The following is a 25,040-nucleotide window of genomic DNA, read 5'->3' on the forward strand; positions in this document are numbered from 1 at the left end:
CGAGGCGTCAGTCCCAGAAGCCGCGGTGCGGCGCGGCGGCCTCCTCCTCGAGCAGCGGGCCGGTGACCTCGATCGCGCGCGAGCCGGCGCCCAGCACGTCCCGGCAGGGCAGGGCGAGGGTGGGGTTCTCGTCGTGCGCGCCGGTCATGGCGAGCAGGCCCGTCTCGGCGAGGCCGTAGACGACCGCGCCGATGCCGGACCAGTAGATCGCTCCCGAGCACATGGCGCACGGCTCGCAGCTGGTGACGAGCGTGCAGGCGGCCAGCTCGTCGGGGTCCAGCTGGTTGCTGGCGAGGCGGACGAGGTTGGTCTCGGCGTGGCCCGTCGCGTCGCGGTGGGTCACCACCGTGTTCTCGGCCTCGAGGACGATGCACCCCTCGCCGTCGACGAGCACGGCGCCGAACGGGTGGTTGCCGTGGTCCCGCGCGGCCTGGGAGACCGCGATCGCGCGGCGGAGGTGGTCGAGGTGGGCGGTCATGGGGTCAGCCTACGAACGGGCAGCCGGGTGCGCCCGCCACCTCTCAGGACGTGCGGGAGCGGCGTCAGACCCGTGCGAAGGCGTCGATGTCCTCCTCGAACTCGCCGACCACCTGCTCAGACACGGTCGCGCGCGTCGCGGACACCGCCGCGAGGTAGTGCGCTGTCGTGGGCCCGCCGCCGTCGCCGCCGTCCACCGCCGACTCGAGCGCCGCCTGGTTGGCGCGCCTCGCCGCGAACTCGATGTCGGCCGGCGTGAAGCCCGCCGAGGCGTCCACGACCGCCGCGACGTCGACATCCGCGGCAGCGGGCGGGATGAACCGCCCCCAGATCGCGGCGCGCGCCTCGGCGTCCGGCAACCCGATCGGGATGACGTAGTCGAAGCGGCCGTGGCGCAGGAACGCGGAGTCGAGCGAGCGGATGAAGTTGGTCGCGCACACGAGGAGGCGGTCGGGGCGCTCGCGGAACGCCGGGATGAGCTTGAGGAGCTCGTTGGTCACGCCCTGCAGCGGCGACGGCGGGTCCCCGCGTCGGTGCGACGCGATCTCCTCGACTTCGTCGATGAGCACCACCGCGTGCTCGAGCTCCGCGATCTGGTGGAACGTGTCCCGCAGCGCCCCGGCGAGGCCGGCCGGGTCCGCCGCGAGGCGCGACGGGAACACCTCGACGAAGGACCAGTCCAGCCGCGACGCGATCGCCTTCGCGAACGTGGTCTTGCCCGTGCCGGGCGGTCCGAACATCACGACCGCGCGCGGCGGCGCGACGCCGAAGCGGTCCGCGAGCGCGGGCTCCGCGAGCGGCAGCACCAGCCGCTTCTCGATCAGCGCCTTCTCGTGCCGCATGCCGGCGACGCCGTCCCACAGGCCGCGCGGCAGCACGCGGCCGCCGAGCTCCTCCAGCAGCGCCATCTCCTCGCGCTGCACGCGGATGCGTCGCTCCAGGTAGCGGACGGCCTTCTTCTCCGCGAAGCCGGCGTCGCGGAACGCATCGAGGTGGGTCTGCTCGGCCGGCACCAGCGCCGACAGGGTGCTCGGCCCCGCCTCGGCGACGCGGGTCTCGACGGCGGAGAGCAGGCCCGGTCCGATGCCCCGGCCGTGCCACGCATCATCCACCCCGTGGAACACGATCCACGCCTGGTTGTGCGCGCGCCGCGCGACGGCGGCGCCGACGATCTCCTCCTGCACGGTCGCCACGACCGCGATGTCCTCGGCGGCGGAGGTGAGCACCTCCGCGAGCGCGTAGACCGGCTCGACGCCGGCCGCGCGCGACTGCTCCCAGAGCCTCACCACGGACTCGAGGTCCTCGGCGTGGGCGTCACGGATGCGCCATGTGGGCATGGCCTCCTCCTTGCACGTCGTCGTACCGGGGACGCTCCGACGCTACCCCAGGGGGGTATGCGCGGGCGAGGGGCCGGCGCCCCTTGCGCTCAGCGCCGCCGTAGGCTGGTCGGGTTCGTCCGCCACCGTAAGGAGCCACCATGACGCTGCCCACGATCACCCGAGACGCGAACGGCGCGCCCAGCATCGACTTCGCCGGCGCCGAGAAGCCCGAGGGCCTCGTCGTCGAGGTCCACGAGGCCGGCGACGGTCCCGCCGTCGCCGAGGGCCAGCACATCACGGTCCACTACAGCGGATGGCTGTGGGACGGCGCGAAGTTCGACTCGTCGTGGGACCGCGGCGAGTCCATCTCCTTCCCCATCGCCTACGGCTCGCTCATCGACGGCTGGGTCGACGGCATCGTCGGGCAGCCCGTCGGCTCGAAGCTGCTGCTCGTCGTGCCGCCGGAGTCCGGCTACGGCTTCCGTCCCATGGGCCCGATCCCTGCCGGGTCGACGCTCGTCTTCACGGTGGACGTGCTCGAGGCCCGCTGACGGCGAGCCCGCCGTCCACGTCCGGGACGCTCCGCCCCCGCGATCGCGTCGGGGGCCGAGCGTCCCGATTCGTTCCCGGGGGTTGCGCGCCACCCTTGCCGGGGTTAACGTACAACCAAATGGTTGTAGAAACTAACCTGTCGGACGCCGAGGTCGACCGGATCTTCCGGGCCCTGGCGGACGCGACGCGCCGCGACATCGTCGAGCGCGTCCTCACCGGGGAGCAGTCCGTCAGCGCTCTCGCGGATCGGTACGACATGTCCTTCGCGGCCGTGCAGAAGCACGTCGCGGTGCTCGAGAGGGCGGGACTCGTGACCAAGCAGAACCGCGGCCGCGAGCGGCTGGTCCGCGGCAACCCCGATGCGATCCGCAGGGTCCAGGCCCTGCTCGACCGGTACGAGCGCCTGTGGCGCGCTCGCATCGACCGGCTCGACGCGCTCCTCGCGGAGCCCGAGCCCCCGTCCCCGCCGGCTCCAGGACAGGAGTAGCCATGCCCATCACGTCCGTCTCCAAGGACCCCGAGGCCCTCACCATGACGGTGACCGCCGACTTCGCGGTCCCCGTCCAGCGCCTGTGGGACGCCTATGCGGACCCCCGCCAGATCGAGCGCTTCTGGGGCCCGCCCGTGTACCCCGCGACCTTCCTCCGCCACGACATGGCGGCCGGCGGCCGTTCGCAGTACGAGATGCACGGCCCCGACGGCGACGTCTCCGCGGGCTACTGGGAGTTCCTCGCGGTCGACGCCCCGCGGTCGTTCGAGGTCGTGGACGGCTTCGCGCTCCCTGACGGCTCGCCCAACACCGAGATGCCGCACATGCGCATGACGTTCGACTTCAGCGAGACGCCCGACGGCTCGCGCCTGGTCACCACCACGTACTTCAACTCCGCGGACGAGCTCGAGCAGCTCATCGGCATGGGGATGGAGGAGGGCATGCGTCAGGCCATGGGTCAGATCGACGCCGTGCTCGAAGACCTCGAGGCCTTCGCCGCCGGCCGCGGCACCGTCTCGCAGATCCTCTCCGACACCCAGGTGCGGGTGTCCCGCGTCATCCGCGGCACGGTCGAGCAGGTGTGGCGCGCGCACCACGAGCCCGAGCTCATGAAGCGCTGGCTGCTGGGCCCGGAGGGCTGGACGATGCCGACCGCCGAGATCGCGCAGGCCGTGGGCGACCCGTACCGCTACGAGTGGGCGCCCGTGCCCGGCGGCCCCGCGGACGGCGCGCCGCCGTTCGGCTTCGAGGGCGAGCTGCTCGCCTCCGAGCCGCCGTACCGCGAGGTCACGTCCGAGCGCATGATCGGCATGGAGGGCCCGGGCACCACCAACGAGCTCACCCTCACGGCGCGCGAGGACGGCGGCACGCTCCTCACCCTCGTCATCACCTACCCGTCGCTCGAGCTCCGCGACATGATCCTCGGCACGGGCATGACCGACGGCATGGAGACCAGCTACGCCCGCCTCGAGGCCGAGCTCGTCGGGGTCTAGCGCCGCGCCACCACCACGGTCGCGCCGAGGTCCTCGTCCCGAGCGACCTCCGCCGCGAGGCCCGCGTCGCCGGCGGCCCTCGCGGTGAGCGCCACGAGCGCCTCGCTCGTCTCCACCACCGCGACCCCGCCGGGTCGGAGCAGCCGGGACGATGCGGCGAGCACCCCGCGCTGGAGCGCGGCGCCGTCCGCGCCCCCGTCGAGCGCGAGCGCGGGCTCGTGCTCGCGGGCCTCCCGCGGCATCAGCGGGATCTGCGCGGTGGGCACGTAGGGCGGGCACGAGGCGACCACGTCCACCGTGCCCGCCAGCCCGCCGAGCGCGGCGTCCAGGTCCGAGACCAGGGACGATGCGCCGAGCGGGGCGAGCGTGCGGGCCGCCAGCGCGACCGCGGCCGGATCGATGTCCGCGGCGACGACGCGCAGGTCGGGCCGGGCGTGGGCGACGGCGGCCGCGATCGCGCCGGCGCCGCAGCACAGGTCGACGACGAGCCCGCCCGCGGGTGCGAGGTCCGCGGCGAGCCGGGCGACCAGCTCGGTGCGTCGCCGCGGCACGAAGACGCCCGGCGCGACAGCGATCCGCAGCTCGGCGAAGGCCGCCCAGCCCAGCACGTGCTCGAGCGGCTCACCCGCGATCCGGCGGGCGAGGAGGCGTTCGCCGGCGGCGGGATCCGCCCCCGCGGCCTCGGCGATCAGCCGCGCCTCGTCCTCCGCGAACACGCAGCCCGCGGCCCGCAGCCGCGCCACCGCATCGTGCTCCGTCACGCTCGCACGCTACCGCTCGGGTGGCGGTCCGGGCGCGAGCGTGGACACTGGAGGGATGGACCCAGACCAGATCGACCCCGCCGGCGAGGGGCGCGTCCTCTCGCCGGACGATGGGGACTACCTGCGCTTCGAGCGCACGGTCGCGCAGCCGCCCGCCGAGGTGTGGGCGGCCCTCACGGACCCCGACCGCACCGCGGCGTGGGCGTTCCGCACCAGCTTCGAGCCGCGCGCGGGCGGCACGGTGACGATGTCCGACGGCGGCGCGGGCGAGGTGCTCGCGTGGGACGAGCCGCACTCGCTCGAGTACGCCTGGGACGGCTACGGCGGGCGGTGGCAGGTGCGCATCGCGATCGCCGAGCACGGCGACGGCGCGTACCTCACGTTCGACCACGTCGCACCCGACCCCAACAGCCCCGACATCGCCGCGGGCTGGCACTGGCACCTCGACCGGCTCGAGCACCACCTCGCGGGCGGCACGCCCGAGGCGGTCGAGTCCGACGCGCACTTCGAGGAGCTGCAGCGGCTCTACGCGCACGCCGAGGGCTGACGGTCAGTCCAGCGTCGCGCGCGCGAAGGCCCGCACCGACGCCCACGACGCGACCGCCGCGAAGGCCGCCGCGAGCACGAGGGACGCCGGGCCGATCGCCGCGGCCTCCTCGGGGCCGCCCGCGCCGGCCCACATCGCGGGCGCGATGTACGGCACCCAGGCGCCGGCCCCGACCATCGCGAGGATCTGGCTCGCGGCGGTCACCCCGACGATGGCGCCGGCCGCCCCGAGGTAGCCGCGCGACCTCACCGCGACCCACGCGAACGGCAGCGCCAGCGCGGCCATGAGCAGCCCCGCGACCCACACGCGCGCGAGCTGACCGGCCACCGCGGCGGTGAGCGACGCGGGGTCGACGGCGGCCAGGGTCGCCGCCGTGAGCGCCATCGCGAGCGTGAGGCACGCGCCGGCCCATGCAGCGATCACCAGGAGCTTCGCCCGCGCCACCGTCGCGCGCGGCACGGGCAGCGCGAACAGGGACCCGACCGTGCGGTCCGCCCATTCGCGACCCACGAGCCACGCGACGGCGAAGCCGACGCCGATCAGCGCGACCACCGAGACCACCTGGCCCGCGAGGCCCGCGACGGTCTCGCCGAACGGCCCCTCCCGGTACGGGGCGAGCTTGGCCGCCGAGGGCCCCGCCGCATCGGCCGCCCGCGCGAGCGCGACCATGCCGACCGACATGAGCGGCGGGAAGACGACCAGCAGCACGGTCGCGAGGCGCGCGGTGAGCGACCGCGAGAAGGTCGCGACCTGCAGGGCGAGCGCGGTCCTCATGCCAGCGCCCCCTGTCGGGAGTGTGCATCCTCGCGGTGATCCTCGTCCCACGCGCGCACCATCTCGAAGAACCGGTGCTCGAGGTCCGCCTGTCCGGGCTCGAGAGTGCCGACCACCCGGCCCGCGTGGACCACCGTGATCCGGTGCGCGATGCGCGAGACCTCGTCGAGGTGGTGGCTGGACACGAGGACGCCGGCGCCGCGGCCGGCGGCGGCGACGATCACGTCGCGCAGCAGGAGCACGCCGGCCGGGTCGAGCGCGTTCGTGGGCTCGTCGAGGATCAGCAGGTCGGGCGCGTGGGCGGCGACGCACGCGAGCCCGAGGCGTTGGCGGTTGCCCAGCGACAGGCCCCGCGCACGCCGGGCCGCCCACGGCCCCAGCTCGAGCCGTGCGATCCAGGACGATGCGGCGGCCGCGGCGGCATTCATGGGCAGGCCGTGCAGGCGTGCCGCGTGGACGATGTTCTCGCGCACCGACAGCTCCGGGTAGCCGAACGGCTGGTCGATCACGAAGCCGAGGCGGGCGAGCGTGGCGGGGCCGGCCGAGGCGGCCGGGGTGTCGAAGAGCCGCACCTCGCCCGCGTCGAGCCGGGTCTGCCCGACGACCGCCTTCATCGCGGTGGTCTTGCCCGCGCCGTTGAGGCCGATGATCGCGTGGATCTCGCCCGGCTCGACCGTGAGCGTCAGCCCGTCGAGCGCGCGCAGGTCGCCGTACGCGCGCACCGCGTCGCGGATCTCGAGCGCGGTCACGGCGTCGCTCCCGCGAACGCGGGGACGGGGGTCTCGGCGAGCGACGGCACCACGGTCGTGACCGCCTCCGCGACGAGCGCGCCGATGGTGCGGCTCGTGCCCTCGAGTGCCCACGAGAACAGCACGGTCGTGATCGCGGCGAGGCACGCGGCCGCGGCGATCCGCATCCCGGTCCCGCCGCCGGGGGGTGCGGCGGCCTCGACGATCGCGGCCTCGGTCGCGGCGGTGTTGGCCGCCATGCCGGCCTGCAGCTCGGGCTCGCGCGCGGCGATGGCGATCCCGCGACGGGCGGACGCGGTGGGCTCCTGGTCGAGCAGCGGCACGAGCGACAGGAGGCCGCGCGCGACCCGCTCGATCGCGGGGAGGTCGACCGGCTGGGCGGCCACGGCCGCGGCGATGACGGGGTCGAACGGGTCGTCGAGGAGCACCCGCTCCTTGGTGGGGAAGTGGCGGAAGAACGTCATGTGGCTGACGCCCGCGGCGGCCGCGATCTCCTCGACTGTGACCGCGCGGTAGCCGCGGGCCTCGAACAGGTCGAGCGCGGCGGACTGGAGACGGGCACGGGTGGCCTCGGCGCGAGTGGTCATGCCATTAGTGTTAGTCACTAACATCTAGTGCGCAACCGGTGCGGGCGCTACGGTGCCCGGATGGGTGACTACCAGGTGCTGGAGATGGGCGCGCTCGACGAGTGGCGCGGCCACCACGGCGGCTTCCAGCCGCACACGCTCCGCGACGGCCGCCGCGTCGTCGACCACGAGCTGACGATGCAGTACATCGGGATGACCGCGAACGCCTTCGTCCCCGGCGAGGAGGCCGGCTACTGGCACACGCATCGCGACATCGAGGAGCTCTACGTGTTCCTCGCGGGGCACGGGCAGATGGCGCTCGACGACGAGGTGGTCGACGTGGGACCCGGCACCGCGGTGCGCGTGGGCCAGGGGGTGTGGCGCACGTGGAGATGCGTGCCCGACAGCCCCGAGCCGATGCGGTGGTTCTGCATCCGCGCGGGCGGCGGCGAGCTGCCGCATCTGCCCGACGACGCGACGCGCGACGAGGGCCGCCCGTCGCCCTGGTGACGACGGACGGCCCTGCCGGGACGATGCGGCCGGTCAGGCCGCGGCGAGAGCCGGGGCCGGCGCGGTGTCCGCGGCCGGCGCCGTCCCGAGCTCCACGCGACGCGAGGGCAGGAGCGTGGCGACCGCGGTGGTGACGGCGAGGATGGCCGCGCCCCACAGGACGGCGGTCTGCGCCGCGTCGGTGTAGCCAGTGGGGGTGAGCTCGCCGCCCACGCCGGTGAACACCGCGGTCAGCACGGCGATGCCGAGCGCGACGCCGATCTCGCGGACGGTGGCGTTGGTGCCGGACGCCTTGGCGTGGTCCTCGTCCCGCATGTGCGCGAGCACGGCCGTGGCGAGCGGGGCGAACACGAGCCCCATGCCCACGCCGCAGGCCACGAAGCCGGGCACGAGCTCCCCGTACGCGACCGCCGGGTCGAGCGTGAGGCCGATCCACGCGAGGCCCGCGGACTGGAGCGCGACGCCCGCGGTGACGAGCGTGCGGGTGCCGACGCGGGGCGCGACGATGCCGGTGAGCGGGGCCACGAACAGCGGCGCCATGGTCCACGGCATGGTCATCGCGCCGGCCTCGAGGGGCGACTTGCCCTGCACCACCTGCAGGAACTGGATCAGGATGAAGACCGCCCCGAAGATCCCGATGGAGAACATCAGGCCCACCGCGTTCGCGACCGAGAACGACCGGTCGCGGAACAGGCCGAGCGGCAGCAGCGGGTCGCGCGTGCGGGCCTCCCACGCGAGGAAGCCGAGCAGCAGCACCGCGCCGCCGACGAGGCCCGAGAGCACCTGCGGCGAGGTCCAGCCCGCATCGTTCCCGCGCACGATCCCGAAGACCAGGCCGAACACCGCCGTCATGCCCAGCCCGAGTCCGACGAGGTCGAGGCGCACGCGGTCGCCGCGGGTCTCCGTGAGGAACGCGCGGATGAGCACCAGCGCGAGGACGCCCACGGGGACGTTGAGCCAGAAGATCGCGTGCCAGGTGAGGCCCTCGACCACGGCGCCGCCGATGAGCGGGCCCACCGCGACGCCGAGGCCGGCGACGCCGCCCCAGATGCCGATCGCGAGCGGGCGCATCCGCGCGGAGACGTTGGTCGACAGGATCGCCAGGGACAGCGGCATGAGGGCCGCCCCGCCGATGCCCTGGAGCACGCGGGCGGCGATGAGCGCCTCCGCGGTGGGGGCGAGCGCGCACAGGATCGAGGCGATCGTGAACAGCGCGACGCCGCCGGAGAAGACCCGGCGGCGGCCGAAGCGGTCGCCGAGCGCGACCGCCATGAGGATCATGCTCGCGAACGCGAGCGAGTAGCCGTTGATGAACCACTGCAGCTGCTCGAGCGTGGCGTCGAGGTCGGTCGCGAGGACCGGCAGCGCGTTGGTGACGACGAGGTTGTCGAGGCTCGCCATGAAGGCGGGGATCGACGCCGCGAGGACCACGAGGCCCACGGGCGTCCGGCGTGACGTGGTTGACATGTTCCCTCCCAAGGGTGGCGGTTCCGCCTGATGAGTAATCAATTGATTACTACATTCGACACGCTAGTAATCGCTTGATAACCTGTCAACATGAGCACCGCAGAAGGCCGCCTGACCAGCGACGACAGGCGCGAGCAGATCCTCGCCGCCGCCACCGTGGTGTTCGGGGAACGTGGCTACGCCGGCGGTACGACCGACGCGATCGCGCGGCAGGCGGGCATCTCGCAGGCCTACGTCGTGCGCATGTTCGGCTCCAAGGAGAAGCTCTTCCTCGAGGTGGCGCAGCGCGCGACCGGCCGCCTGCGGGCGGCGTTCCGCGAGATCATCGCCGGGTTCACGGGCGCCGAGTCGAACCTCGAGCGCCAGGTGCTGCTCGGGCGCGCGTACGGGGAGCTGGTCGCGGACCGCGGGACCCTGCTGACCCTGCTGCACCTGTTCGGTCTGGGCCAGGACCCCGTGTTCGGGCCCGAGGCGCGCGAGAGCTTCCTCGACGTCTACCGGATCATCCGCGACGAGGCGGGGTTCTCGGCCGAGGAGGCCACCCAGTTCTTCGCACGCGGGATGCTCAACACGATCCTGCTCGCGCTGCGCATGCCGGACGTCAAGGACGACCCGCGGGCCTTCGAGCTCCTCAGCTCCTCGATGGGCGAGCAGTGCGAGACGATCCTCGCGAGCTTCGAGGCGCAGGCCTCACTCGGCGCCTGACGCCGCCACCTCCGCGGCGGCCGCCGGCAGGCTGATCCGCACCGTGGTGCCGTCGCCCTCGATCGACTCGACCGCGAGCGTCCCGCCGTGCACGGCGACGATCGCCGCGGTGATCGCGAGCCCGAGCCCCGATCCGCCGGTGGCGCGGGCGCGGGAGTGGTCCCCGCGCACGAAGCGCTCGGTCGCACGCTCGGCGACCTCGGGCGCCATGCCCGGGCCGTCGTCGACGACCTCGACCAGGGCGGTGCCGTCGTCCTCCCGCACGCGCACGGTGACGTGATCGCCGCCGTGGACCGCGGCGTTCGTGACCACGTTGATGATGGCCTGACGGAGCCGGTCCGGGTCGCCCTCGATGGTGACGGGAACGGGGGCGTCGAGCGCGAAGACCACGCCCTCGCGGGCCGCGGTCGCGTCGCGCACGACCTCCTCGCACACCCGCGAGACGTCGAGCCTGATGGGAGACAGCTGCGGCTCCGCGTCGTAGCGCGCGAGCTCGAGCATGTCCTCGACGAGGCGGCGCATGCGGCCGGCCTCGGCCTCGGTCCGCGTCCACGCGTCGGCCACGTCCTCGTCGCGCGCGAGCGCGCCGCGGCGGTACAGCTCGGCGTAGCCCAGGACGGTCGTGAGCGGGGTGCGCAGCTCGTGGGAGGCGTCCGCCACGAACTCGCGCAGCCGCTCCTCCGAGCGGCGGCGCTCGTCGATCGCGTCGGTGAGCGTGTCGACCATCGTGTTGAGCGAGGACGCGAGCTCCGCCGACTCGCTCCCGCGGCCCGCGCCCTCGAGGCGCACGTCGAGGTCGCCGTCCGCGATCTGCTTGGACGCGTCGACCATGCGCCGCATCGGGGCGATGCCGAGGCTGATGACCCACCAGCCGACGACCGCCAGGCCCGCGAGGATCGCCACGAGGCCCAGCCCCTCGATCAGGACGAGGCGGCGGGTGGTGGCCTCCACCGAGTCGAGCGAGATCGCGGTGATGTCGGTGCCGAAGCTGGTGGCCTTGGCGAGCACGCGGTACTCGCCGTCGCCCTCCGACGCGGGCACGGTGACGTACAGCGAGCCGCTCGTCGGCAGCGTGACGCCGTCGAGCGAGGGGTACGAGTCGTCCGCGTCCGCGAGGTTGGGCGCGTAGAAGATGAAGAAGCGTCCCGAGCTGTCGACCGCGCCGCGCAGGACGTCGGACGGGCGCGACGCCTCGTCCACCTCGTCGGCGTTGTCGCCGTCGCCCGCCAGGCGCGGCTCGCTGCGGGACGCGACCGGCCCGGAGGAGGACGCGAGGCGCTCGTCGAGCTGGTTCACCAGGAACGAGTGGGTGACGATCGTGACGACGAGCGCGATCGCGACCGCGATCGCGGCGATGGCACCCAGCCCGATGAGCACGCGCGAGCGGAGGGTGAGGCCCTGCGGACGGGTCACGGCAGCCTCAGCGTGTAGCCCACCCCACGGATCGTGTGGATGAGCTTGGGGTCGACCGTGTCGACCTTGCGGCGCACGTAGCCGATGTAGGTCTCGACGACGCCCGGGTCGTCGTCGCGCGAGTAGCCCCACACGCCCTCGAGGAGCTGGCCGCGCGACAGCACGCGCCCGGTGTTCTGCATGAGGTGGCGCAGGAGGTTGTACTCGGTCGGGGACAGCTGGATCTCCACGCCGGCGCGGGTGACGCGGTGGGCGACGTCGTCGAGCTCGAGGTCGGCGACGCGGTAGACGTCCGAGGCGCTCGGCGCGCGCTCGACGCGGCGCGAGACGGCCTCGACGCGGGCGACGAGCTCGTCCAGGTTGAACGGCTTCTCGAGGTAGTCGTCGCCGCCGATGGTGAGGCCCTCGACCTTGTCCTTCGCGCTGTCGCGCGCGGTGAGGAAGATGATGGGCGTGCGGTCCCCGGACTCGCGCAGGCGGCGCGTCACCGCGAAGCCGTCAAGCCCCGGCATCATCACGTCGAGCACGATGAGGTCCGGGCGCTGCTCGCGTACGGCCTTGAGGCCGGCCTGCCCGTCGCTCGCGTCGGACACCTCGTAGCCCTCGTAGCGCAGCGCGGCGCAGAGCATCATGCGGAGGTTGTCCTCGTCGTCGACCACGAGGATGCGTCGTTCAGCCATGGCCCCAGTATCCCCGCACAACCTCACGGTTTGCTGGGAGGACCCTGGGCGTGGGCCCGGAGCGCCGTCCCCAGGAACCCCCGGGCTCCCTCTCAGCGTCCTCCCAGGTCCCGTCGGTTAACTCGAGGTGAACATCGGCCAAGGACGCCGATCCGACGCCCCAGAACCGAGAGGTCACCATGCCCTACTACGCCTTCATCGCCGCCGACCTGATCGCGGTCGCGGTCCTCGTCTTCGGCCTGTACTTCCCGCGCCACCGGCGCCGCGACCTCATCGTCGCGTTCCTGTCGATCAACGTCGGCGTCATGGGCGTCACGTACGCGATGACGAACGCCGACATCTCGCTCGGCTTCGGCATGGGCATCTTCGCGGTGCTGTCGATCATCCGCCTCCGCTCGACCGAGATGGACCACGCGGAGATCGCCTACTACTTCACCGCCATCGCGCTGGGCCTCCTCGGCGGCTTCCCCGCGCTGTCGCCCACGCTGAGCTTCACCCTCATGGCGGTGCTCCTGGGCGTCATCCTCGTCGGCGACCACCCGCGCCTGTTCTCGCGCAGCCGCCAGCAGCAGATGGTCCTCGACCAGGCCTTCACGACGGAGGAGGACGCGCGCAACCACCTCGCGCTCCTCCTGGGCGCCCGCATCGACCGCGTCGCCATCCGCAAGGTCGACCTGCTCAACGAGTCCACCGTGGTCGACGTCCGCTACACGCTCGACGCGGCCGCCGACGCCCCGCTCGACGACCGCATCGTCGCCCACGGCGCGCACGCCGAGGTGACGCGATGATCACCTGGGAGGAGCGCCTCGCGGCGCTGCCGGCCGTGAGCCTGGCCGAGCTCGAGACCGAGGCCGCCCTGCTCACCCGGGTCGACCGCAAGTACATCGTGTCGCCCGCGGTGTGGGCCGACGTCCTCGCCTCCGTCGACGGGCTCCGCACCCTCGAGATCAACGGCGAGCGGGCCTTCGGCTACGCGTCCGTCTACTACGACACCCCCGAGCTGGAGTCGTTCCGCGACGCCGCACGGCGCCGGCCGTCCCGCTACAAGGTCCGCACCCGCGAGTACCTCGACACCGGCGGCCGCGCGATCGAGGTCAAGCTCCGCTCCGCGAAGGGCGAGACCGTCAAGCACCGCGAGTGGATCGGCGCCGACGTGGCCCGCGGGCGCGGCCTGGACGCCGAGGCGCGCGACTTCGTGGCCTCGTTCCCCGAGGTCGGCGAGGCCGTGGACCGGCTGGCCCCGGTCCTCACGACCCGCTACCGCCGGTCGACCCTCGTCGCCGACGGCGCCCGCGTGACGATCGACCGCGACGTGGTCGGCATCGACACCGACGGCGATCGGATCGGCTTCGGCGGCGCGCTCATCGTCGAGACCAAGTCCTCCCTGCGGGCGGGCGACGTCGACCGTGCCCTGTGGGCGCGCGGCGTGCGCCCCAGCCGCGTCTCCAAGTACTGCACCACGCTCGCCGCGCTGCAGCCCGGGCTCCCGGCGAACCGCTGGTCCCGCACGCTGCGCCGGCACCTGACCCACGCTGCCGCGATCGCGGCCTGACCCGAGAGGCGTTCCCCATGCGCAAGCCCACCACCGCCCTGGCCGGCATCCTCGCCGGCACCCTGCTCCTCGCCGGGTGCTCGACGTCGACCGGCACGGGCTCCGACACGACGACCACCACCTCCGACGACACCACGACGTCGACCACGACCACCACCACCTCGGCCACCTCGAGCGAGCTCACCGAGGTCTCGTACGAGGACCTCGACGTCAAGGACGTCGACCTCTCGATCGACACCGCGGGCGCGACCGCGATCACGCTGTCCGACTCCGGCTCGACCGGCGGCGACGGCGTGGCCGTCGACGGCGACACCGTGACGATCACCGCGGGCGGCACGTACGTGCTGTCCGGCTCCCTGTCCGCCGGCCAGGTCGTGGTCGACACCGACGACGAGGACGTCAACCTCGTGCTCGACGGCGTCGACATCACCTCCGCCGACACGGCGGCCATCGACATCGAGAACGCCGACGAGGTCGTGATCTGGCTCGAGGCGGGCTCGACCAACACGCTCGCCGACGCGGCGGACGCCACCGCCGCGACGGACGAGGAGTCCGACGCCCCGAACGCGACGCTGTACTCGACCGCCGACCTGTGGATCGCCGGCGAGGGCACCCTCACCGTCGACGCCGTGGCCGAGGACGGCATCGCCTCCAAGGACGGCCTCGTGATCGAGTCCGGCACCCTCGACGTGACCGCGGCGGACGACGGCATCCGCGGCAAGGACTTCCTCGTCATCAAGGACGGCGACATCACGGTCGACGCCGACGGCGACGCTCTCAAGTCCACCAACGAGTCCCTCGACGAGGAGACCGCGGTGGGCGTGGTGTGGATCTCGGGCGGCACGCTCGACCTCACCTCGGGCGTCGACGGCATCGACGCGGTCAACCAGGTCACCGTCGAGGGAGGCGAGCTCGCGATCGCGGCCGGCGATGACGGCATCACCACCGACGGCGTGCTCCGCGTCGCGGACGGCACCGTCGACATCTCGACCTCGGTCGAGGGCCTCGAAGGCGGCGTCATCCTGCTCTCCGGCGGCACCGGCACCATCAAGTCCAGCGACGACGGGCTCAACGTGAGCTCCGGCTCGTCGACCTCCGGCTCCGCCGGCCAGGACGCGGGCACCATGGGCGGCGGCCAGATGGGCGACGGCACGATGCCCGAGCGTCCGAGCGGTGACATGGGCGGCCGCGGCGGCCCGGGCTCCTCGACCGACGGCACCACCACGGACACGACCACGGACACGACCGGCACCACCGACGCCACGAGCGCCTCGGTGACCACCGCGGACTACTCGACCGACGCATCGTCCACCGACGCCACCGTGACCACCGTCGCGGGCGGCGGCGGCATGGGCGGCGGCATGGATCAGGCGGAGGACGGCCGCTACCTCGAGATCTCGGGCGGCACCTGGTACATCGACGCGGACGGCGACGGCATCGACTCGAACGGCACCGCGACCATGACCGGCGGCACCGTCGTGGTCGACGGGCCCACCAACAGCGGCAACGGTGCGATCGACGTCAACGGCGAGTTCACCATCACCGGCGGCACCCTCGCGGCGTCGGGCTCCTCGGGCATGCTCGAGGCCCCGACCGCGAGCGGTGACCAGGGCGTGCTCACCGTCACCTTCGCCTCGGCGATCGCGGACGGCACGGCCATCACCGTGACCGACGCGGACGGCGACCAGGTGGCGACGTTCACCACCGGCAAGATCTCGCAGTCGCTGGTGCTGTCGACGGACGGCATCGTGTCGGGCGACACGTACACGATCTCGACCGGCGGCACCGTGAGCGGCACCGCGGTGGCCGGCGGGCTCGTGCTCGGCGATGCCGCCTCGGGCGGCAGCGACCTCGGCACCCTGAAGGCCGACTGACCCGGCTCACGCGTCCCGACGCGATGCCGAGCGCTCCTCCACACGGAGCCCCCGTGGACCCGCACGATTCGATCGTGTTCCCGTTCACACCAGGGGATTCGTGTGGAGGAGCGCTTCGCGCGTGTGGAGGGGTGCACGGGCCGGGGACTCCCCGAGACCTCCCGCCTCGCTCCCAGGGTTCTCCCAGCATCCGACGGTTGTATGGATACCAGGAGCCCAGCCCCCCAGGGCTCTGAGCCGAGAGGCGCCCATGGTCGCCGGCTCCGCCGTCCTCCCCGTGCCGACGGTCCTCGACACCTCCCCGAGGACCGCGGCGGGACGGTGGCCGGTGAGCTCCGGATCTGATGACCGGTCCGCCGGGCCGGAGCGAGGCCGTGGACGCCTCTCGGCTCCCCCCCGGGGCGACGGCTGCCAACGCCGCCCCGACCGAACACGCGAGGCCCTGGTGACTGCCACACCGGGGCCTCGCGGTCGTCTACAGGCCGGTCACCAGCAGGCTCGCGAACGCCTCCGCCGCGGGCGCGGCGTCCCGAGGCAGCGCGAGGAAGATGTCGCGGTACGTCTCCGGACGCGTGGGCACCGCGACGATGCCCGGGATGGCCGGGCTGGCATCCAGCGCCATGCGCGTGAGGAGCGCGACCCCCAGGCCCTCCGCGATGAGGCGCTGCGCCGCGATGTAGTCCTCCGTCACGAACGCGATGTTCGGCACGAAGCCCGCCTCCTCCGCGTGCGAGACGAGGTGCGTGCGGCAGCGGATGCAGCCCGAGATCCAGCGCTCGTCGGCGAGCGCGCTCATCTCCACCACCGCGCGCGACGCCAGCGGGTGCCCCTCGGGCAGGATCGCGAGGTACTCGTCGCGGCCGAGCGGCACGGTGGGGAAGTCCTCGGGCGGCGGGGTCGCGGAGTCGGAGAACCCGATGACGAGGTCCGCGGCGCCCTCGCGCAGCAGGTCGAGCGCCGGGTCCGTCTCGGTCTCCTCGAGGCCGATCTCGACGCCGGGGTACGTCCGTGCGAACTGCGCGAGCGGGCGCGGCAGCACCGTCGCGCAGAACGACGTGAAGGCGGCGATGCGCAGGTGCCCGACCTGCAGGTCCGAGTGGCGGTGCAGGCAGCGCTCCGCGTCCTCGAGGCTCGCCGCGATCGAGTCCGCGTGCTGGAGCAGCGCGACCCCGGTCGGAGTGAGGCGCGTGACGCGGCCGGCGCGCATCGTCAGCGGCACCCCCGCCCGGCGCTCAAGCGCGCGCAGGTGGTGAGCGACGGTGGGCTCGCTCAGCTGGAGGGCCCGCGCGGCGGCCGCCTTGGAGCCGTGGCGGGAGACCTCGCGGAGGATGAGGAGGCGTTCGACATCGATCACGGGACCATCATCTCATCGAGGTCTAGATGTCGATAGTGCCATCTTGTGGGGGTAATGCGGCGCGGCGACCATGGACCCATGCTCGAGATCGCGTCCTCCTTCCGCCGGGTGCCCGGCTACCTGGACACCCCGTCGTACGGCCTGCCGGCCCGTGCCACCGCGACGGCACTCCGCCGCGCCGCCCGCGCGTGGGAGCAGGGCGTGCTCGACCCGGCCGCGCTCGACGGCTCGGTCGACCGCATGCGCGCGGCCTACGCGTCCCTCGTCGGCGCGGAGCCCGAGGACGTCGCGCTCGCCTCCGCCACCTCGCAGGTGGTCGGCATGGTCGCGGCCTCGCTGCCGGACGGCGCGCGCGTGCTGGTCGCGCGGGGCGACTTCGCCTCGGTCCCGCTGCCCTTCGTCCACGACCCCCGCCTCGACGTGCGCGTGGTGCCGCTGGACCGCATCGTCGCCGAGACCGCGCGCGGCGCGGACCTCGTCGCGGTGAGCGCCGTGCAGTCCTCCGACGGGACGGTCCTGGACCTCGCCGCGCTCGCGATGGCGGCGCGGGTGGCCGGCGTCCGCACGCTCGTGGACGTGAGCCACGCCGTGGGCTGGATGCCGCTGGTCGCGCGCGACTTCGACGTCGTGGTGGCCAGCGCCTACAAGTGGCTCGGCACCCCGCGCGGCATCGCGCTCGCGGCGGTGCGCCCCGAGGCCTCGTGGGTGCGCCCGGTGAGCGCGAGCTGGTACGGCTCCGACGCGCCGTGGCAGTCGCTCTACGGGCACGACGTCGAGCTCAGCGCCGCATCGCGACGCCTCGACATCTCGCCGCCGTGGCAACTGGTCGAGGCCGGTGCCGTCGCCCTCGAGCTGCTCGCGGCCCAGGGTGCCGAGGCGATCGGACGCCACAGCGTGGGCCTCGCCAACGAGTTCCGGGCCCGGGTGGGCCTGCCCGCGGGCGAGTCGCCCATCGTCGCGATCGACGGCGTCGACCCGGCCGCCCTCGCGCGCGCAGGGGTCAAGGCCGCCGCCCGAGGAGGCCGCGCCCGCCTGGGCTTCTACGTCTACAACGACGAGCGGGACGTCGAGGCCGCGGCCTCCGCGGTCAGGGTCGCGCAGCCGGCCTGACGCGCGCCTCGCGCCCTCGGATGTGACGCTCGGCGGATCAACGGCGCTCCGTCGGGTGTCGCTGACCCCTCGCGGGCGACCGCGGGTCCGCCGATGACGTCAACCCGCCAGCTGCGCGCCGAGCTCCTTGGACCGCGCGACCGCGGCGTTGGCGCCGGCGGAGATCACGCCCTGCAGCCCGGCGTGCTCCATCGCCTCGAGCGCGGCGAGCGTGACGCCTCGCGGCGAGCTCACCCGTCGGCGCAGCTCCTGCGGGGTGTCGCCGGACTCCGCGAGCAGCTGCGCGGCGCCCGTGAAGGTCTGCTGGGCCAGCAGCGACGACATCTCGCGGTCGAGGCCGTGCATGACGCCGGCCTCGGTGATCGCCTCGACCACCGCGAAGAAGTACGCGGGCGCCGAGCCCGCGACCACCGTGACCGCCTCGATGAGGTCCTCCGGGACCCGCACCACGAGGCCCGTCGCCCGCAGGATCCGCTCCGCGAGCAGGAGGTGCTCCTCCTCGGCGTGCGCGCCCGGCGAGATGGACGTCGCGCCGCGGCCGACGACCGACGGGGTGTTGGGCATGACGCGCACCACCGGGGTGCCCGCCGGCAGGCGCTCCTCGTAGAACGATGCGGGCAGCGCGGCGGCGACGGTGAGGACGACCACGCCCGGCTCGAGCGACCCGACCAGGCTGTCGAGCACCTCCGCCATCTGCTGCGGCTTGACCGCGAGGATCACTACGTCGGCGCCCGTGACGGCCTCGGCGGCGTCCGCGGTGCCCACGATGCCGTGCGCCTCGACGAGCGCCGCGCGACGCTCGTCGCCGCGGTTGGCGACCGTGATCGACGGGCCGGGCCAGCCGGCGACGCGCATCGCGGAGATGAGGGTCCCGCCGATCACCCCGCCGCCGATGACGGCGACGGTGGGCAGGCCGGACTCGGGCTCGGAGACGTGGGTGCTCATGAGCCCAACCTATCGCGCAGGGCCGGAGCCCTCGCGGGGAGGGGCGTCGCCGGCCGAGGGGCCCCGCGCCGGGTCAGGAGGCGCCGAGGTCGCCGTCGATGTAGCGCTGGAGCGTGGGCGCGTATAGCGGCACCAGGTCGTCGGCCGATGCGCGGGAGACCTGCGGCATGCGCACGACGTAGCGCGCCATCGCCAGCCCGACGAGCTGCGAGCCGCAGGCCTCGGCCCGGAGCCGCGCATCGTCCTCCCGCACGAGCCGGCCCAGGATGTCGCGCAGCATGACGTCCGCGAGGGCGTGGCCGAGCTCGCCCGCCGCGGCCACCGACGCGAGCACGGCGCGCAGGCGCTGGGCCATCTCCGGCTCGTCCCAGACCCCGAGGAAGAACCGCAGCAGCGCCTCGCCGAGCCCGTCGCGTGGGGTCGCGGCGAGCGCGAGGAGGCGCGGGTCGTCCGCCCGGACAGGCCTGATCGCCTCGACGAACAGCTCCCGCTTGGACGGGAAGTAGTGGCGCACGAGGGCCGGGTCGACGTCCGCGCGTCGCGCGATCTCCCGGACGGAGGCCGCGCCGTAGCCCTTGTCTCCGAACACCTCGGCGGCCGCGGTGAGGATGTCGCCGCGCGTGTCCGCGTCGCCGCCGCGCGGCCCCCGGCTGCGGGGCCTGCCCGCCGCGGGCACGGTCATAGCCCGAGCGTGTCCACGAACGGCTCCACCTCGCCTGCGGGTCCGGTGGCCTCGAAGAAGGCGCTGCCGTTCGTCCACATCACGGTGGTGCCGTCCTCCGACTCGACGACCGCGCGCCGGCCGACGGCCTCGCCGGCGACCGTCGCATCGGTGAGCTCGACGCCCTTGCCCGCCGCGCGCGTGAGCGCCTTCTGGGCGTCCGCCTCGGAGTAGAGCTGGCGGGCCTTGAGCGTGATCTCGGACGTGCCGTCGCCGTAGGTGAGCACCTGGACCTCGGTGACCCGGTCGGGCAGCGCCTGGTCGTTCTCAGGGTTGGGGCTGCGGACGGCGGTGAGGGACCACAGCCCGGACGTCGTGGGCATGGCGGCGAGGAACGGCGTCGGGTCCTCGACCACGATCGGGTCGAGCGCACGCTCGACCGGCGGCACCAGCACCTTCTGCCCCGGGATCTCGATCGTGTCCGCGCGCAGGAGGTACCAGGCTGCGCCCGCGAGGAGCCCGCCGAGCACCAGGAGCCCGACGAGGATCAGCGGCCAGGCGCGGTCGCGCGGTGGACGGTCCGCGGGAGGGGCCGCGGAGGCGGGATCCGTCCCGTGGTCGTCGCTGCCCGGCGCGGCGACCGGTGCCTCGGCCCCGGCCGCGCCTGCGTCCACGGCGGGGAAGGCCGTCGCGATGACGCGGGGCCGGTACAGCGGCGGGTCCTGCGTCGCGCCGGACGATGCGGCGGTGGGGTGCTGCGCGAGCGCCAGCCAGGCGGGCGGCTCGGCCGCGCGGGGGTCGTCCTCGTCCTGCGCTTCGGGCGCGGCGGCCGCGCGCGTCCCGGCGGTGCCGGTCACGGGAGCGAACGTGGGGACGAACGCGGGCGCGTCGTGAGCGAGGTCGTGGTCGGCTCCGGCGGCGCCGGCCTCCACGCGCGGCACGCCGCCGAGCGGGGTGGGCGCGCCGGACGCGTGCAGCGCCGCGTTGGCGGCCGCGGCCGCGGCGAGCCGCTCGTACGAGCTGGGGGTGCGCCGCTGGGCGGTCGCGGCCTCGGCGACCGGGGCGGCGTCGAGCGGGGAGCGGGGCTCCGGCAGCACCTCGTGCGCGTCCGGGCCCGGCGTGGGGGCGGCCACGTCGAAGTGGTCGAGGTCGACATCGACGGGCACGGGGGCGGGCGCCTCCACGGTGGCCCGGGGCGCGACCGGCTTCGACGGGGCGACCCCGAGGATCGTGCCCGACTCGCGGTCGTGCGCGGGCGTGCCCCTGCCCGCCTGTTCACGCGTCATGGGGCACAGCCTAGGGGCGGGTTCCGACAGCATCGTGCCCCCGCGCCCGTGTCCCCCCGCATCGGCCCGCTGTCGGAGGCCGCCGGTAGCGTGGGCGCATGGCCACCACCACCCGCAAGGCATCGCCCGGCTACCGCTGCACCGAGTGCGGCTGGACCGCCGTGAAGTGGGTGGGCAGGTGCGGAGAGTGCCAGGCGTGGGGCACCGTGATCGAGGCCGGGGCGTCGCCCGCCGGCCCCGCGACCAAGGCCACCGCCGTGACCATGCCGGCGACGCCGATCCCGGAGGTCTCCGCAGCGGCCGCGGCCCGGTCGGCCACCGGCGTGACCGAGTTCGACCGCGTGCTCGGCGGCGGCCTCGTGCCCGGCGCGGTGATCCTGCTCGCGGGCGAGCCGGGCGTGGGCAAGTCGACGCTGCTGCTGGACGTCGCGGCGCGCACCGCGCGCTCGGGCGGCCGCGTCCTGTACGTCACCGGCGAGGAGAGCGCCGGCCAGGTGCGGCTGCGCGCCGAGCGGATCGGCGCGCTCGAGCAGGACGTGCTGCTGGCCGCGGAGACGGACCTGGGCGCGGTGCTCGCGCACCTCGCGGACGCCGAGCCGGCCCTCGTGATGATCGACTCGATCCAGACCATCGCGTCCGCGGAGGTCGAGGGCACGCCCGGAGGCGTCGGCCAGGTGCGGGAGGTGTCGTCCGCGCTGATCCAGGCCGCGAAGACCCGCGGCGTCCCCATGGTGCTGGTCGGCCACGTGACCAAGGAGGGCTCGGTCGCGGGACCGCGCATCGTGGAGCACCTGGTGGACGTCGTGTGCCACTTCGAGGGCGACCAGCACAGCCCGCTGCGGCTGCTGCGCGCGCTCAAGAACCGCTTCGGCTCGGTGGACGAGGTGGGCTGCTTCCAGCTCGTCGACGCCGGGATCGAGTCCGTGTCGGACCCGTCCGGCCTGTTCCTGTCGCGCGAGACCGAGGCCGTGCCGGGCACCTGCCCCACCATCACGATCGACGGGAAGCGGCCCCTGCCCGCGGAGATCCAGGCGCTCGTGGCGCCGAGCGCGCTGTCGAACCCGCGCCGCGCCACGTCGGGCGTCGACGGCCCGCGCGTCGCGATGCTGCTCGCGGTGCTGCACCGGCGGGTGGGGCTCGCGGTGGCGGCGGACGACGTCTACGTCTCCACGGTCGGCGGCGCCCGCGTCACGGAGCCCGCGGCGGACGTCGCGCTGGCGCTCGCGCTCGCCTCGGCGCGCGCCGACCGGCCGCTGCGGCAGGGGTGGGCCGCCGTGGGCGAGGTCGCGCTGTCGGGGGCGGTGCGGCCCGTGTCGGCGGTCGCGCAGCGCGTGGCCGAGGCGGCGCGCCTGGGCTTCACGGATGTGATCGTGCCCGCGGCGGCGGGTCCGGGCAAGGTCCCCGCGGGCGTGCGCGTGCATCCCGTGGGCTCGGTGGGTCAGGCCGTCGCGCTGGCGCTGCCCACGCGCGACTGAGGGGGCCTACTCCAGCACGAACGGGACGGCGTCGGCCTTCACCCCGGCGACGGTGACGGTGGCCCAGTAGGTGCCCGCGCCGGGCGCCTGGTCGACCGCGGCACAGCCCTCGGCGCTGCGGATGCGCGGCCACGCGACCTGGACATCCTTCGTGTCGCCCGCGTCGAGCAGCCACGACTTGCCGATGAGCGCCTCCTCGGCGGGGCAGTCGTTCGAGCTCCAGATGCGGTCGTCGCCCGAGGTGATGACCAGCTTGGTGTCCTTGCCGGTGGCGTCGATCACGCACGGCACGTCGCCGTCCTGCTCGATGGTGACGTCGAACCGCGGCTGCTTGTCCGCGGGCACGCTCGCCGGGTTGGGCGCGACGGACACGGAGATCGCGCCGTCCACGCACGCGGTGACGTCGTCGGACGCGGCCGACTCCGACTGCGAGACCGACGGCGATGGGGAGGTCGACGAGGTCGGCGCGGTGCTGGTCGTGGGCGTCGAGGACGCGGTCGGCTCGGCGCCGTCCGACGACAGGGCGCTGACGATGAGCCATCCCAGCGCGACGATCACGGCGAGGGCGACCAGCAGGACGATGCGGCGGCGCCAGTACACCTCCGACGGCTGGTTCCCCACGGGTGCGCGAAGACCCTTCATCGTTCCTCCCAACGCTCGCCATCCACGGTAGGCGTCGCTCGCACTGGGATGATGGAGCCATGCCGACCGCAGCGAAGAACGCGCCCGTGCGCCCGCCCGCCGTGTCGGCGCCCGCCGTCGACGACGGCTCGGCGGCGATGGTCGACGCGGTCCGCGCGTGGTTCCGCGACGCCGGCCGCGAACTGCCATGGAGGGGCCGCACGAGCCCCTGGGGCGTCCTCGTGAGCGAGATCATGCTCCAGCAGACCCCGGTGGTGCGGGTCGAGCCGGTGTGGCACGCGTGGATGGAGCGGTGGCCCACGCCCGCCGCGCTCGCCGCCGCGACGCAGGCCGACGCGATTCGCGCTTGGGGCCGCCTGGGCTACCCGCGCCGCGCCAAGCGCCTGTGGGAGTGCGCCGTCGCGCTCGTCGAGTGGCACGGCGGCGAGGTCCCGTCCGACCTCGACGAGCTGCGCGCCCTGCCCGGGATCGGCGACTACACGGCCGCGGCCGTGGTGTCGTTCGCGTTCGGTGGCCGCGCGCTCGTGCTCGACACCAACGTGCGCCGGGTCATCGGTCGCGCGTGGCACGGCGAGCCCCTGCCCGCCGCGCACCAGACGGTCGGCGAGCGCGCCCACGCGGCGGCGCTCATGCCCGCGGACGACGCCGGGGCCGCCGAGTGGGCGGTCGCCTCGATGGAGCTGGGCGCGCTGGTGTGCACGGCGCGCGTCGCGCGCTGCGACGCGTGCCCCCTCGCGTCGTCGTGCGCGTGGTTCCAGGCGGGGTGCCCGGGCCTGGACGCTGCGCCCCGGCGCACCCAGCCGTGGCACGGGACCGACCGCCAGGTCCGCGGAAGGATCATGGCGCTGCTGCGCGCCGCATCGTCCCCGCTGAACGTCTCAGGCCACGCGGCGCTCGCGGACGTCGAGCCCGGCCAGCTCGACCGGTGCCTCGAGGGCCTGCTCGCCGACGGGCTGGCGACCCGCGACGAGGCGACGGGGCGCTGCTCGCTCTAGGCGCGCATCGTCCCCGCGCCGGTCACGCGTAGGCCGGTCACGCGTAGTACGTGCCGTGCACCGCGTGCGGCTCGATCGCGGCGATCTCCTCGTCGGTGAGGTCGGGGAAGCCGAGCGCCTCGACGTTGGCGCGCAGCTGGCTCACGGAGGACGCCCCCACCAGGGCGGACGTGACCCGGCGCCCGCGCAGCACCCACTGGAGGGCGAGCTGGGCGAGGGTCTGGCCGCGGTCCTGCGCGATCCCGTTGAGCGCGCTGGTGCGCTCGAGGTACTGCGCCGTGATCTGCTCCTCGCGCAGGAACTGCGAGTGCGTGATGCGGGAGCCGTCTGGCACGCCGCCCAGGTAGCGGTCCGTGAGCATGCCCTGCGCGAGCGGGGAGAAGACGATCGAGCCAGCGCCGGCGTCGTCGAGCGCGTCGAGGAGCCCGTCCTCGGGGGTGCGCTCGTACATCGAGTACTTGAACTGGTGGATCAGCAGCGGCGTGCCGAGGTCCTCGAGGATCGCGGCGGCCTCGCGGGTCTCCGCGGGCCCGTAGTTCGAGATGCCGGCGTAGAGCGCCTTGCCGGAGCGGACCGCCTGGTCGAGGGCCATCATCGACTCGCCGATGGGCGTGTCGGGGTCCGGGCGGTGGTGGTAGAACACGTCGACGTAGTCGAGGCCCATGCGGGTCAGCGACGCGTCGAGGCTGCTGAGCAGGTACTTCCGCGAGCCCCAGTCGCCGTACGGGCCGGGGTGCATGTAGTAGCCGGCCTTGGTCGAGATGATCAGCTCGTCGCGGTACGGCTTGAGGTCGCGCGCGAGGAAGCCGCCGAAGTTGGTCTCGGCGCTGCCGGGCGGCGGGCCGTAGTTGTTGGCGAGGTCGAAGTGCGTGATGCCCATGTCGAAGGCGGCGAGGAGGATCGCGCGCTGGGCGTCGAGGGCGTGGTGGCCGCCGAAGTTGTGCCACAGCCCCAGGCTGATCGCCGGGAGCACGAGCCCCGACTGCCCCGAGCGGCGGTAGTCCATGGTGTCGTAGCGGGCGGCGTCGGCCACATACGGATCGTGGGTCATGGGTTCAGCCTAGGGTGGTCGGCCGCGGGGTGCGCAGCGCGCCCGCCGCGCCCCGTGCCGCCGCAACCGGCGTACACACGGGCGCTCGCGCGC

General features: G+C 74.1%; 27 protein-coding genes. 12 read left to right on the top strand and 15 right to left on the bottom strand.

The window, feature by feature from the left end:
- Window positions 1-7: 7 nt before the first annotated feature.
- Both AOM02_RS09375 and AOM02_RS09380 read right to left on the bottom strand, forming a co-directional pair.
- Complete coding sequence (locus AOM02_RS09375) at window positions 8-478, bottom strand: nucleoside deaminase (protein ID WP_062298900.1); 471 nt, start codon at window positions 476-478, stop codon at window positions 8-10.
- Between the two features lie 64 nt (window positions 479-542).
- Complete coding sequence (locus AOM02_RS09380) at window positions 543-1,814, bottom strand: ATP-binding protein (RefSeq protein WP_062298901.1); 1,272 nt, start codon at window positions 1,812-1,814, stop codon at window positions 543-545.
- Window positions 1,815-1,954: 140 nt separating this feature from the next.
- Here AOM02_RS09380 and AOM02_RS09385 point away from each other — a divergent pair, with 140 nt between their 5' ends.
- The 3 genes from AOM02_RS09385 to AOM02_RS09395 all read left to right on the top strand — a co-directional run bounded on the left by AOM02_RS09385 (window position 1,955) and on the right by AOM02_RS09395 (window position 3,830).
- Window positions 1,955-2,347, top strand: a complete 393-nt coding sequence (locus tag AOM02_RS09385; RefSeq protein WP_062298902.1) for an FKBP-type peptidyl-prolyl cis-trans isomerase — start codon at window positions 1,955-1,957, stop codon at window positions 2,345-2,347.
- 119 nt (window positions 2,348-2,466) lie between these two features.
- A complete protein-coding gene (locus AOM02_RS09390; RefSeq protein ID WP_062298903.1) occupies window positions 2,467-2,835 on the top strand; it encodes an ArsR/SmtB family transcription factor in 369 nt (122 codons plus the stop codon).
- 2 nt (window positions 2,836-2,837) lie between these two features.
- The gene (locus AOM02_RS09395) at window positions 2,838-3,830 is read left to right on the top strand and encodes an SRPBCC family protein (protein WP_062298904.1); all 993 of its coding nucleotides are present in this window, start codon (window positions 2,838-2,840) and stop codon (window positions 3,828-3,830) included.
- Here the strand turns inward: AOM02_RS09395 and AOM02_RS09400 are convergent.
- A complete protein-coding gene (locus AOM02_RS09400; RefSeq protein WP_062298905.1) occupies window positions 3,827-4,591 on the bottom strand; it encodes a putative protein N(5)-glutamine methyltransferase in 765 nt (254 codons plus the stop codon). The two genes, AOM02_RS09395 and AOM02_RS09400, sit on opposite strands and share 4 nt — an antisense overlap.
- Before the next feature lie 55 nt (window positions 4,592-4,646).
- Here AOM02_RS09400 and AOM02_RS09405 point away from each other — a divergent pair, with 55 nt between their 5' ends.
- Window positions 4,647-5,138 carry an SRPBCC family protein gene (locus AOM02_RS09405; RefSeq protein ID WP_062298906.1) on the top strand — a complete coding sequence of 164 codons (492 nt, stop codon included), beginning with the start codon at window positions 4,647-4,649 and terminating at the stop codon, window positions 5,136-5,138.
- Between the two features lie 3 nt (window positions 5,139-5,141).
- Here the strand turns inward: AOM02_RS09405 and AOM02_RS09410 are convergent, their stop codons facing one another.
- From AOM02_RS09410 to AOM02_RS09420, 3 genes are read right to left on the bottom strand one after another with little or no spacing between them, the layout of a single operon-like run.
- A complete protein-coding gene (locus tag AOM02_RS09410) occupies window positions 5,142-5,912 on the bottom strand; it encodes an ABC transporter permease (protein WP_062298907.1) in 771 nt (256 codons plus the stop codon).
- Window positions 5,909-6,661: an ABC transporter ATP-binding protein gene (locus tag AOM02_RS09415; RefSeq protein WP_062298908.1), complete on the bottom strand. Its 753-nt coding sequence runs from the start codon at window positions 6,659-6,661 to the stop codon at window positions 5,909-5,911. The genes AOM02_RS09410 and AOM02_RS09415 overlap by 4 nt, the downstream gene beginning before the upstream one ends.
- The gene (locus AOM02_RS09420; protein WP_062298909.1) at window positions 6,658-7,248 is read right to left on the bottom strand and encodes a TetR/AcrR family transcriptional regulator; all 591 of its coding nucleotides are present in this window, start codon (window positions 7,246-7,248) and stop codon (window positions 6,658-6,660) included. The genes AOM02_RS09415 and AOM02_RS09420 overlap by 4 nt, the downstream gene beginning before the upstream one ends.
- Window positions 7,249-7,308: 60 nt before the next feature.
- On the opposite strand from AOM02_RS09420, the gene AOM02_RS09425 reads away from it, so the two are divergent.
- The gene (locus tag AOM02_RS09425) at window positions 7,309-7,737 is read left to right on the top strand and encodes a cupin domain-containing protein (protein WP_062298910.1); all 429 of its coding nucleotides are present in this window, start codon (window positions 7,309-7,311) and stop codon (window positions 7,735-7,737) included.
- Between the two features lie 33 nt (window positions 7,738-7,770).
- Here AOM02_RS09425 and AOM02_RS09430 read toward each other — a convergent pair whose 3' ends face one another.
- Entirely contained in the window at window positions 7,771-9,204 is a 1,434-nt protein-coding gene (locus tag AOM02_RS09430; RefSeq protein WP_082105007.1) for a DHA2 family efflux MFS transporter permease subunit, read from the bottom strand.
- 90 nt (window positions 9,205-9,294) lie between these two features.
- Between AOM02_RS09430 and AOM02_RS09435 the strand changes: the two genes are divergently transcribed.
- Window positions 9,295-9,909 (top strand): TetR/AcrR family transcriptional regulator, encoded by a 615-nt coding sequence (locus AOM02_RS09435; protein ID WP_062298911.1) that lies wholly within the window; start codon window positions 9,295-9,297, stop codon window positions 9,907-9,909.
- Here AOM02_RS09435 and AOM02_RS09440 read toward each other — a convergent pair.
- Window positions 9,895-11,322: a sensor histidine kinase gene (locus tag AOM02_RS09440; protein ID WP_062298912.1), complete on the bottom strand. Its 1,428-nt coding sequence runs from the start codon at window positions 11,320-11,322 to the stop codon at window positions 9,895-9,897. The two genes, AOM02_RS09435 and AOM02_RS09440, sit on opposite strands and share 15 nt — an antisense overlap.
- Window positions 11,319-12,002: a response regulator transcription factor gene (locus AOM02_RS09445; protein WP_062298913.1), complete on the bottom strand. Its 684-nt coding sequence runs from the start codon at window positions 12,000-12,002 to the stop codon at window positions 11,319-11,321. Before AOM02_RS09445 ends, AOM02_RS09440 begins: the two co-directional genes overlap by 4 nt.
- Window positions 12,003-12,181: 179 nt before the next feature.
- Between AOM02_RS09445 and AOM02_RS09450 the strand changes: the two genes are divergently transcribed.
- Genes AOM02_RS09450 through AOM02_RS09460 form a run of 3 tightly spaced genes read left to right on the top strand, consistent with a single transcriptional unit; the run spans window position 12,182 to window position 15,428 of the window.
- Window positions 12,182-12,790 carry a DUF4956 domain-containing protein gene (locus tag AOM02_RS09450; RefSeq protein ID WP_062298914.1) on the top strand — a complete coding sequence of 203 codons (609 nt, stop codon included), beginning with the start codon at window positions 12,182-12,184 and terminating at the stop codon, window positions 12,788-12,790.
- A complete protein-coding gene (locus tag AOM02_RS09455; protein WP_062298915.1) occupies window positions 12,787-13,554 on the top strand; it encodes a polyphosphate polymerase domain-containing protein in 768 nt (255 codons plus the stop codon). Before AOM02_RS09450 ends, AOM02_RS09455 begins: the two co-directional genes overlap by 4 nt.
- 17 nt (window positions 13,555-13,571) lie before the next feature.
- On the top strand, window positions 13,572-15,428 hold the full coding sequence (locus tag AOM02_RS09460) for a carbohydrate-binding domain-containing protein (protein WP_062298916.1): 1,857 nt from the start codon (window positions 13,572-13,574) through the stop codon (window positions 15,426-15,428).
- Window positions 15,429-15,903: 475 nt separating this feature from the next.
- Here AOM02_RS09460 and AOM02_RS09465 read toward each other — a convergent pair whose 3' ends face one another.
- The gene (locus tag AOM02_RS09465; RefSeq protein WP_062298917.1) at window positions 15,904-16,782 is read right to left on the bottom strand and encodes a LysR family transcriptional regulator; all 879 of its coding nucleotides are present in this window, start codon (window positions 16,780-16,782) and stop codon (window positions 15,904-15,906) included.
- Between the two features lie 78 nt (window positions 16,783-16,860).
- Between AOM02_RS09465 and AOM02_RS09470 the strand changes: the two genes are divergently transcribed.
- Complete coding sequence (locus AOM02_RS09470; protein ID WP_062298918.1) at window positions 16,861-17,892, top strand: aminotransferase class V-fold PLP-dependent enzyme; 1,032 nt, start codon at window positions 16,861-16,863, stop codon at window positions 17,890-17,892.
- A gap of 99 nt (window positions 17,893-17,991) precedes the next feature.
- Here the strand turns inward: AOM02_RS09470 and proC are convergent, their stop codons facing one another.
- The 3 genes from proC to AOM02_RS09485 form a co-directional block, all read right to left on the bottom strand.
- A complete protein-coding gene (gene proC, locus AOM02_RS09475; protein WP_062298919.1) occupies window positions 17,992-18,837 on the bottom strand; it encodes a pyrroline-5-carboxylate reductase in 846 nt (281 codons plus the stop codon).
- Window positions 18,838-18,910: 73 nt separating this feature from the next.
- On the bottom strand, window positions 18,911-19,519 hold the full coding sequence (locus AOM02_RS09480) for a TetR/AcrR family transcriptional regulator (protein WP_062298920.1): 609 nt from the start codon (window positions 19,517-19,519) through the stop codon (window positions 18,911-18,913).
- Entirely contained in the window at window positions 19,516-20,784 is a 1,269-nt protein-coding gene (locus tag AOM02_RS09485; RefSeq protein ID WP_062298921.1) for a hypothetical protein, read from the bottom strand. Before AOM02_RS09485 ends, AOM02_RS09480 begins: the two co-directional genes overlap by 4 nt.
- Before the next feature lie 98 nt (window positions 20,785-20,882).
- Between AOM02_RS09485 and radA the strand changes: the two genes are divergently transcribed.
- Window positions 20,883-22,259, top strand: a complete 1,377-nt coding sequence (gene radA, locus AOM02_RS09490; RefSeq protein ID WP_062298922.1) for a DNA repair protein RadA — start codon at window positions 20,883-20,885, stop codon at window positions 22,257-22,259.
- Window positions 22,260-22,265: 6 nt separating this feature from the next.
- On the opposite strand, the gene AOM02_RS09495 is transcribed toward radA, so the two are convergent.
- Window positions 22,266-22,901, bottom strand: a complete 636-nt coding sequence (locus tag AOM02_RS09495) for a hypothetical protein (protein WP_062298923.1) — start codon at window positions 22,899-22,901, stop codon at window positions 22,266-22,268.
- Between the two features lie 59 nt (window positions 22,902-22,960).
- On the opposite strand from AOM02_RS09495, the gene AOM02_RS09500 reads away from it, so the two are divergent.
- Window positions 22,961-23,896, top strand: a complete 936-nt coding sequence (locus tag AOM02_RS09500; RefSeq protein WP_082105009.1) for an HhH-GPD family protein — start codon at window positions 22,961-22,963, stop codon at window positions 23,894-23,896.
- A 37-nt stretch (window positions 23,897-23,933) separates the two neighbouring features.
- Here AOM02_RS09500 and AOM02_RS09505 read toward each other — a convergent pair whose 3' ends face one another.
- The gene (locus tag AOM02_RS09505; RefSeq protein WP_062298924.1) at window positions 23,934-24,947 is read right to left on the bottom strand and encodes an aldo/keto reductase; all 1,014 of its coding nucleotides are present in this window, start codon (window positions 24,945-24,947) and stop codon (window positions 23,934-23,936) included.
- Between the last annotated feature and the right edge of the window lie 93 nt (window positions 24,948-25,040).

The sequence above is a fragment of the Demequina maris genome (genome assembly GCF_000971155.1).
Lineage (GTDB): Bacteria > Actinomycetota > Actinomycetes > Actinomycetales > Demequinaceae > Demequina > Demequina maris.

Coding starts and splice junctions, on each gene's coding strand:
- AOM02_RS09375 (WP_062298900.1), bottom strand. CDS start 478: ATGACCGCCCACCTCGACCACCTCCGCCGCGCGATCGCGGTCTCCCAG.
- AOM02_RS09380 (WP_062298901.1), bottom strand. CDS start 1,814: ATGCCCACATGGCGCATCCGTGACGCCCACGCCGAGGACCTCGAGTCC.
- AOM02_RS09385 (WP_062298902.1), top strand. CDS start 1,955: ATGACGCTGCCCACGATCACCCGAGACGCGAACGGCGCGCCCAGCATC.
- AOM02_RS09390 (WP_062298903.1), top strand. CDS start 2,467: ATGGTTGTAGAAACTAACCTGTCGGACGCCGAGGTCGACCGGATCTTC.
- AOM02_RS09395 (WP_062298904.1), top strand. CDS start 2,838: ATGCCCATCACGTCCGTCTCCAAGGACCCCGAGGCCCTCACCATGACG.
- AOM02_RS09405 (WP_062298906.1), top strand. CDS start 4,647: ATGGACCCAGACCAGATCGACCCCGCCGGCGAGGGGCGCGTCCTCTCG.
- AOM02_RS09410 (WP_062298907.1), bottom strand. CDS start 5,912: ATGAGGACCGCGCTCGCCCTGCAGGTCGCGACCTTCTCGCGGTCGCTC.
- AOM02_RS09420 (WP_062298909.1), bottom strand. CDS start 7,248: ATGACCACTCGCGCCGAGGCCACCCGTGCCCGTCTCCAGTCCGCCGCG.
- AOM02_RS09425 (WP_062298910.1), top strand. CDS start 7,309: ATGGGTGACTACCAGGTGCTGGAGATGGGCGCGCTCGACGAGTGGCGC.
- AOM02_RS09430 (WP_082105007.1), bottom strand. CDS start 9,204: ATGTCAACCACGTCACGCCGGACGCCCGTGGGCCTCGTGGTCCTCGCG.
- AOM02_RS09435 (WP_062298911.1), top strand. CDS start 9,295: ATGAGCACCGCAGAAGGCCGCCTGACCAGCGACGACAGGCGCGAGCAG.
- AOM02_RS09445 (WP_062298913.1), bottom strand. CDS start 12,002: ATGGCTGAACGACGCATCCTCGTGGTCGACGACGAGGACAACCTCCGC.
- AOM02_RS09450 (WP_062298914.1), top strand. CDS start 12,182: ATGCCCTACTACGCCTTCATCGCCGCCGACCTGATCGCGGTCGCGGTC.
- AOM02_RS09455 (WP_062298915.1), top strand. CDS start 12,787: ATGATCACCTGGGAGGAGCGCCTCGCGGCGCTGCCGGCCGTGAGCCTG.
- AOM02_RS09460 (WP_062298916.1), top strand. CDS start 13,572: ATGCGCAAGCCCACCACCGCCCTGGCCGGCATCCTCGCCGGCACCCTG.
- AOM02_RS09470 (WP_062298918.1), top strand. CDS start 16,861: ATGCTCGAGATCGCGTCCTCCTTCCGCCGGGTGCCCGGCTACCTGGAC.
- proC (WP_062298919.1), bottom strand. CDS start 18,837: ATGAGCACCCACGTCTCCGAGCCCGAGTCCGGCCTGCCCACCGTCGCC.
- AOM02_RS09480 (WP_062298920.1), bottom strand. CDS start 19,519: ATGACCGTGCCCGCGGCGGGCAGGCCCCGCAGCCGGGGGCCGCGCGGC.
- AOM02_RS09485 (WP_062298921.1), bottom strand. CDS start 20,784: ATGACGCGTGAACAGGCGGGCAGGGGCACGCCCGCGCACGACCGCGAG.
- radA (WP_062298922.1), top strand. CDS start 20,883: ATGGCCACCACCACCCGCAAGGCATCGCCCGGCTACCGCTGCACCGAG.
- AOM02_RS09495 (WP_062298923.1), bottom strand. CDS start 22,901: ATGAAGGGTCTTCGCGCACCCGTGGGGAACCAGCCGTCGGAGGTGTAC.
- AOM02_RS09500 (WP_082105009.1), top strand. CDS start 22,961: ATGCCGACCGCAGCGAAGAACGCGCCCGTGCGCCCGCCCGCCGTGTCG.
- AOM02_RS09505 (WP_062298924.1), bottom strand. CDS start 24,947: ATGACCCACGATCCGTATGTGGCCGACGCCGCCCGCTACGACACCATG.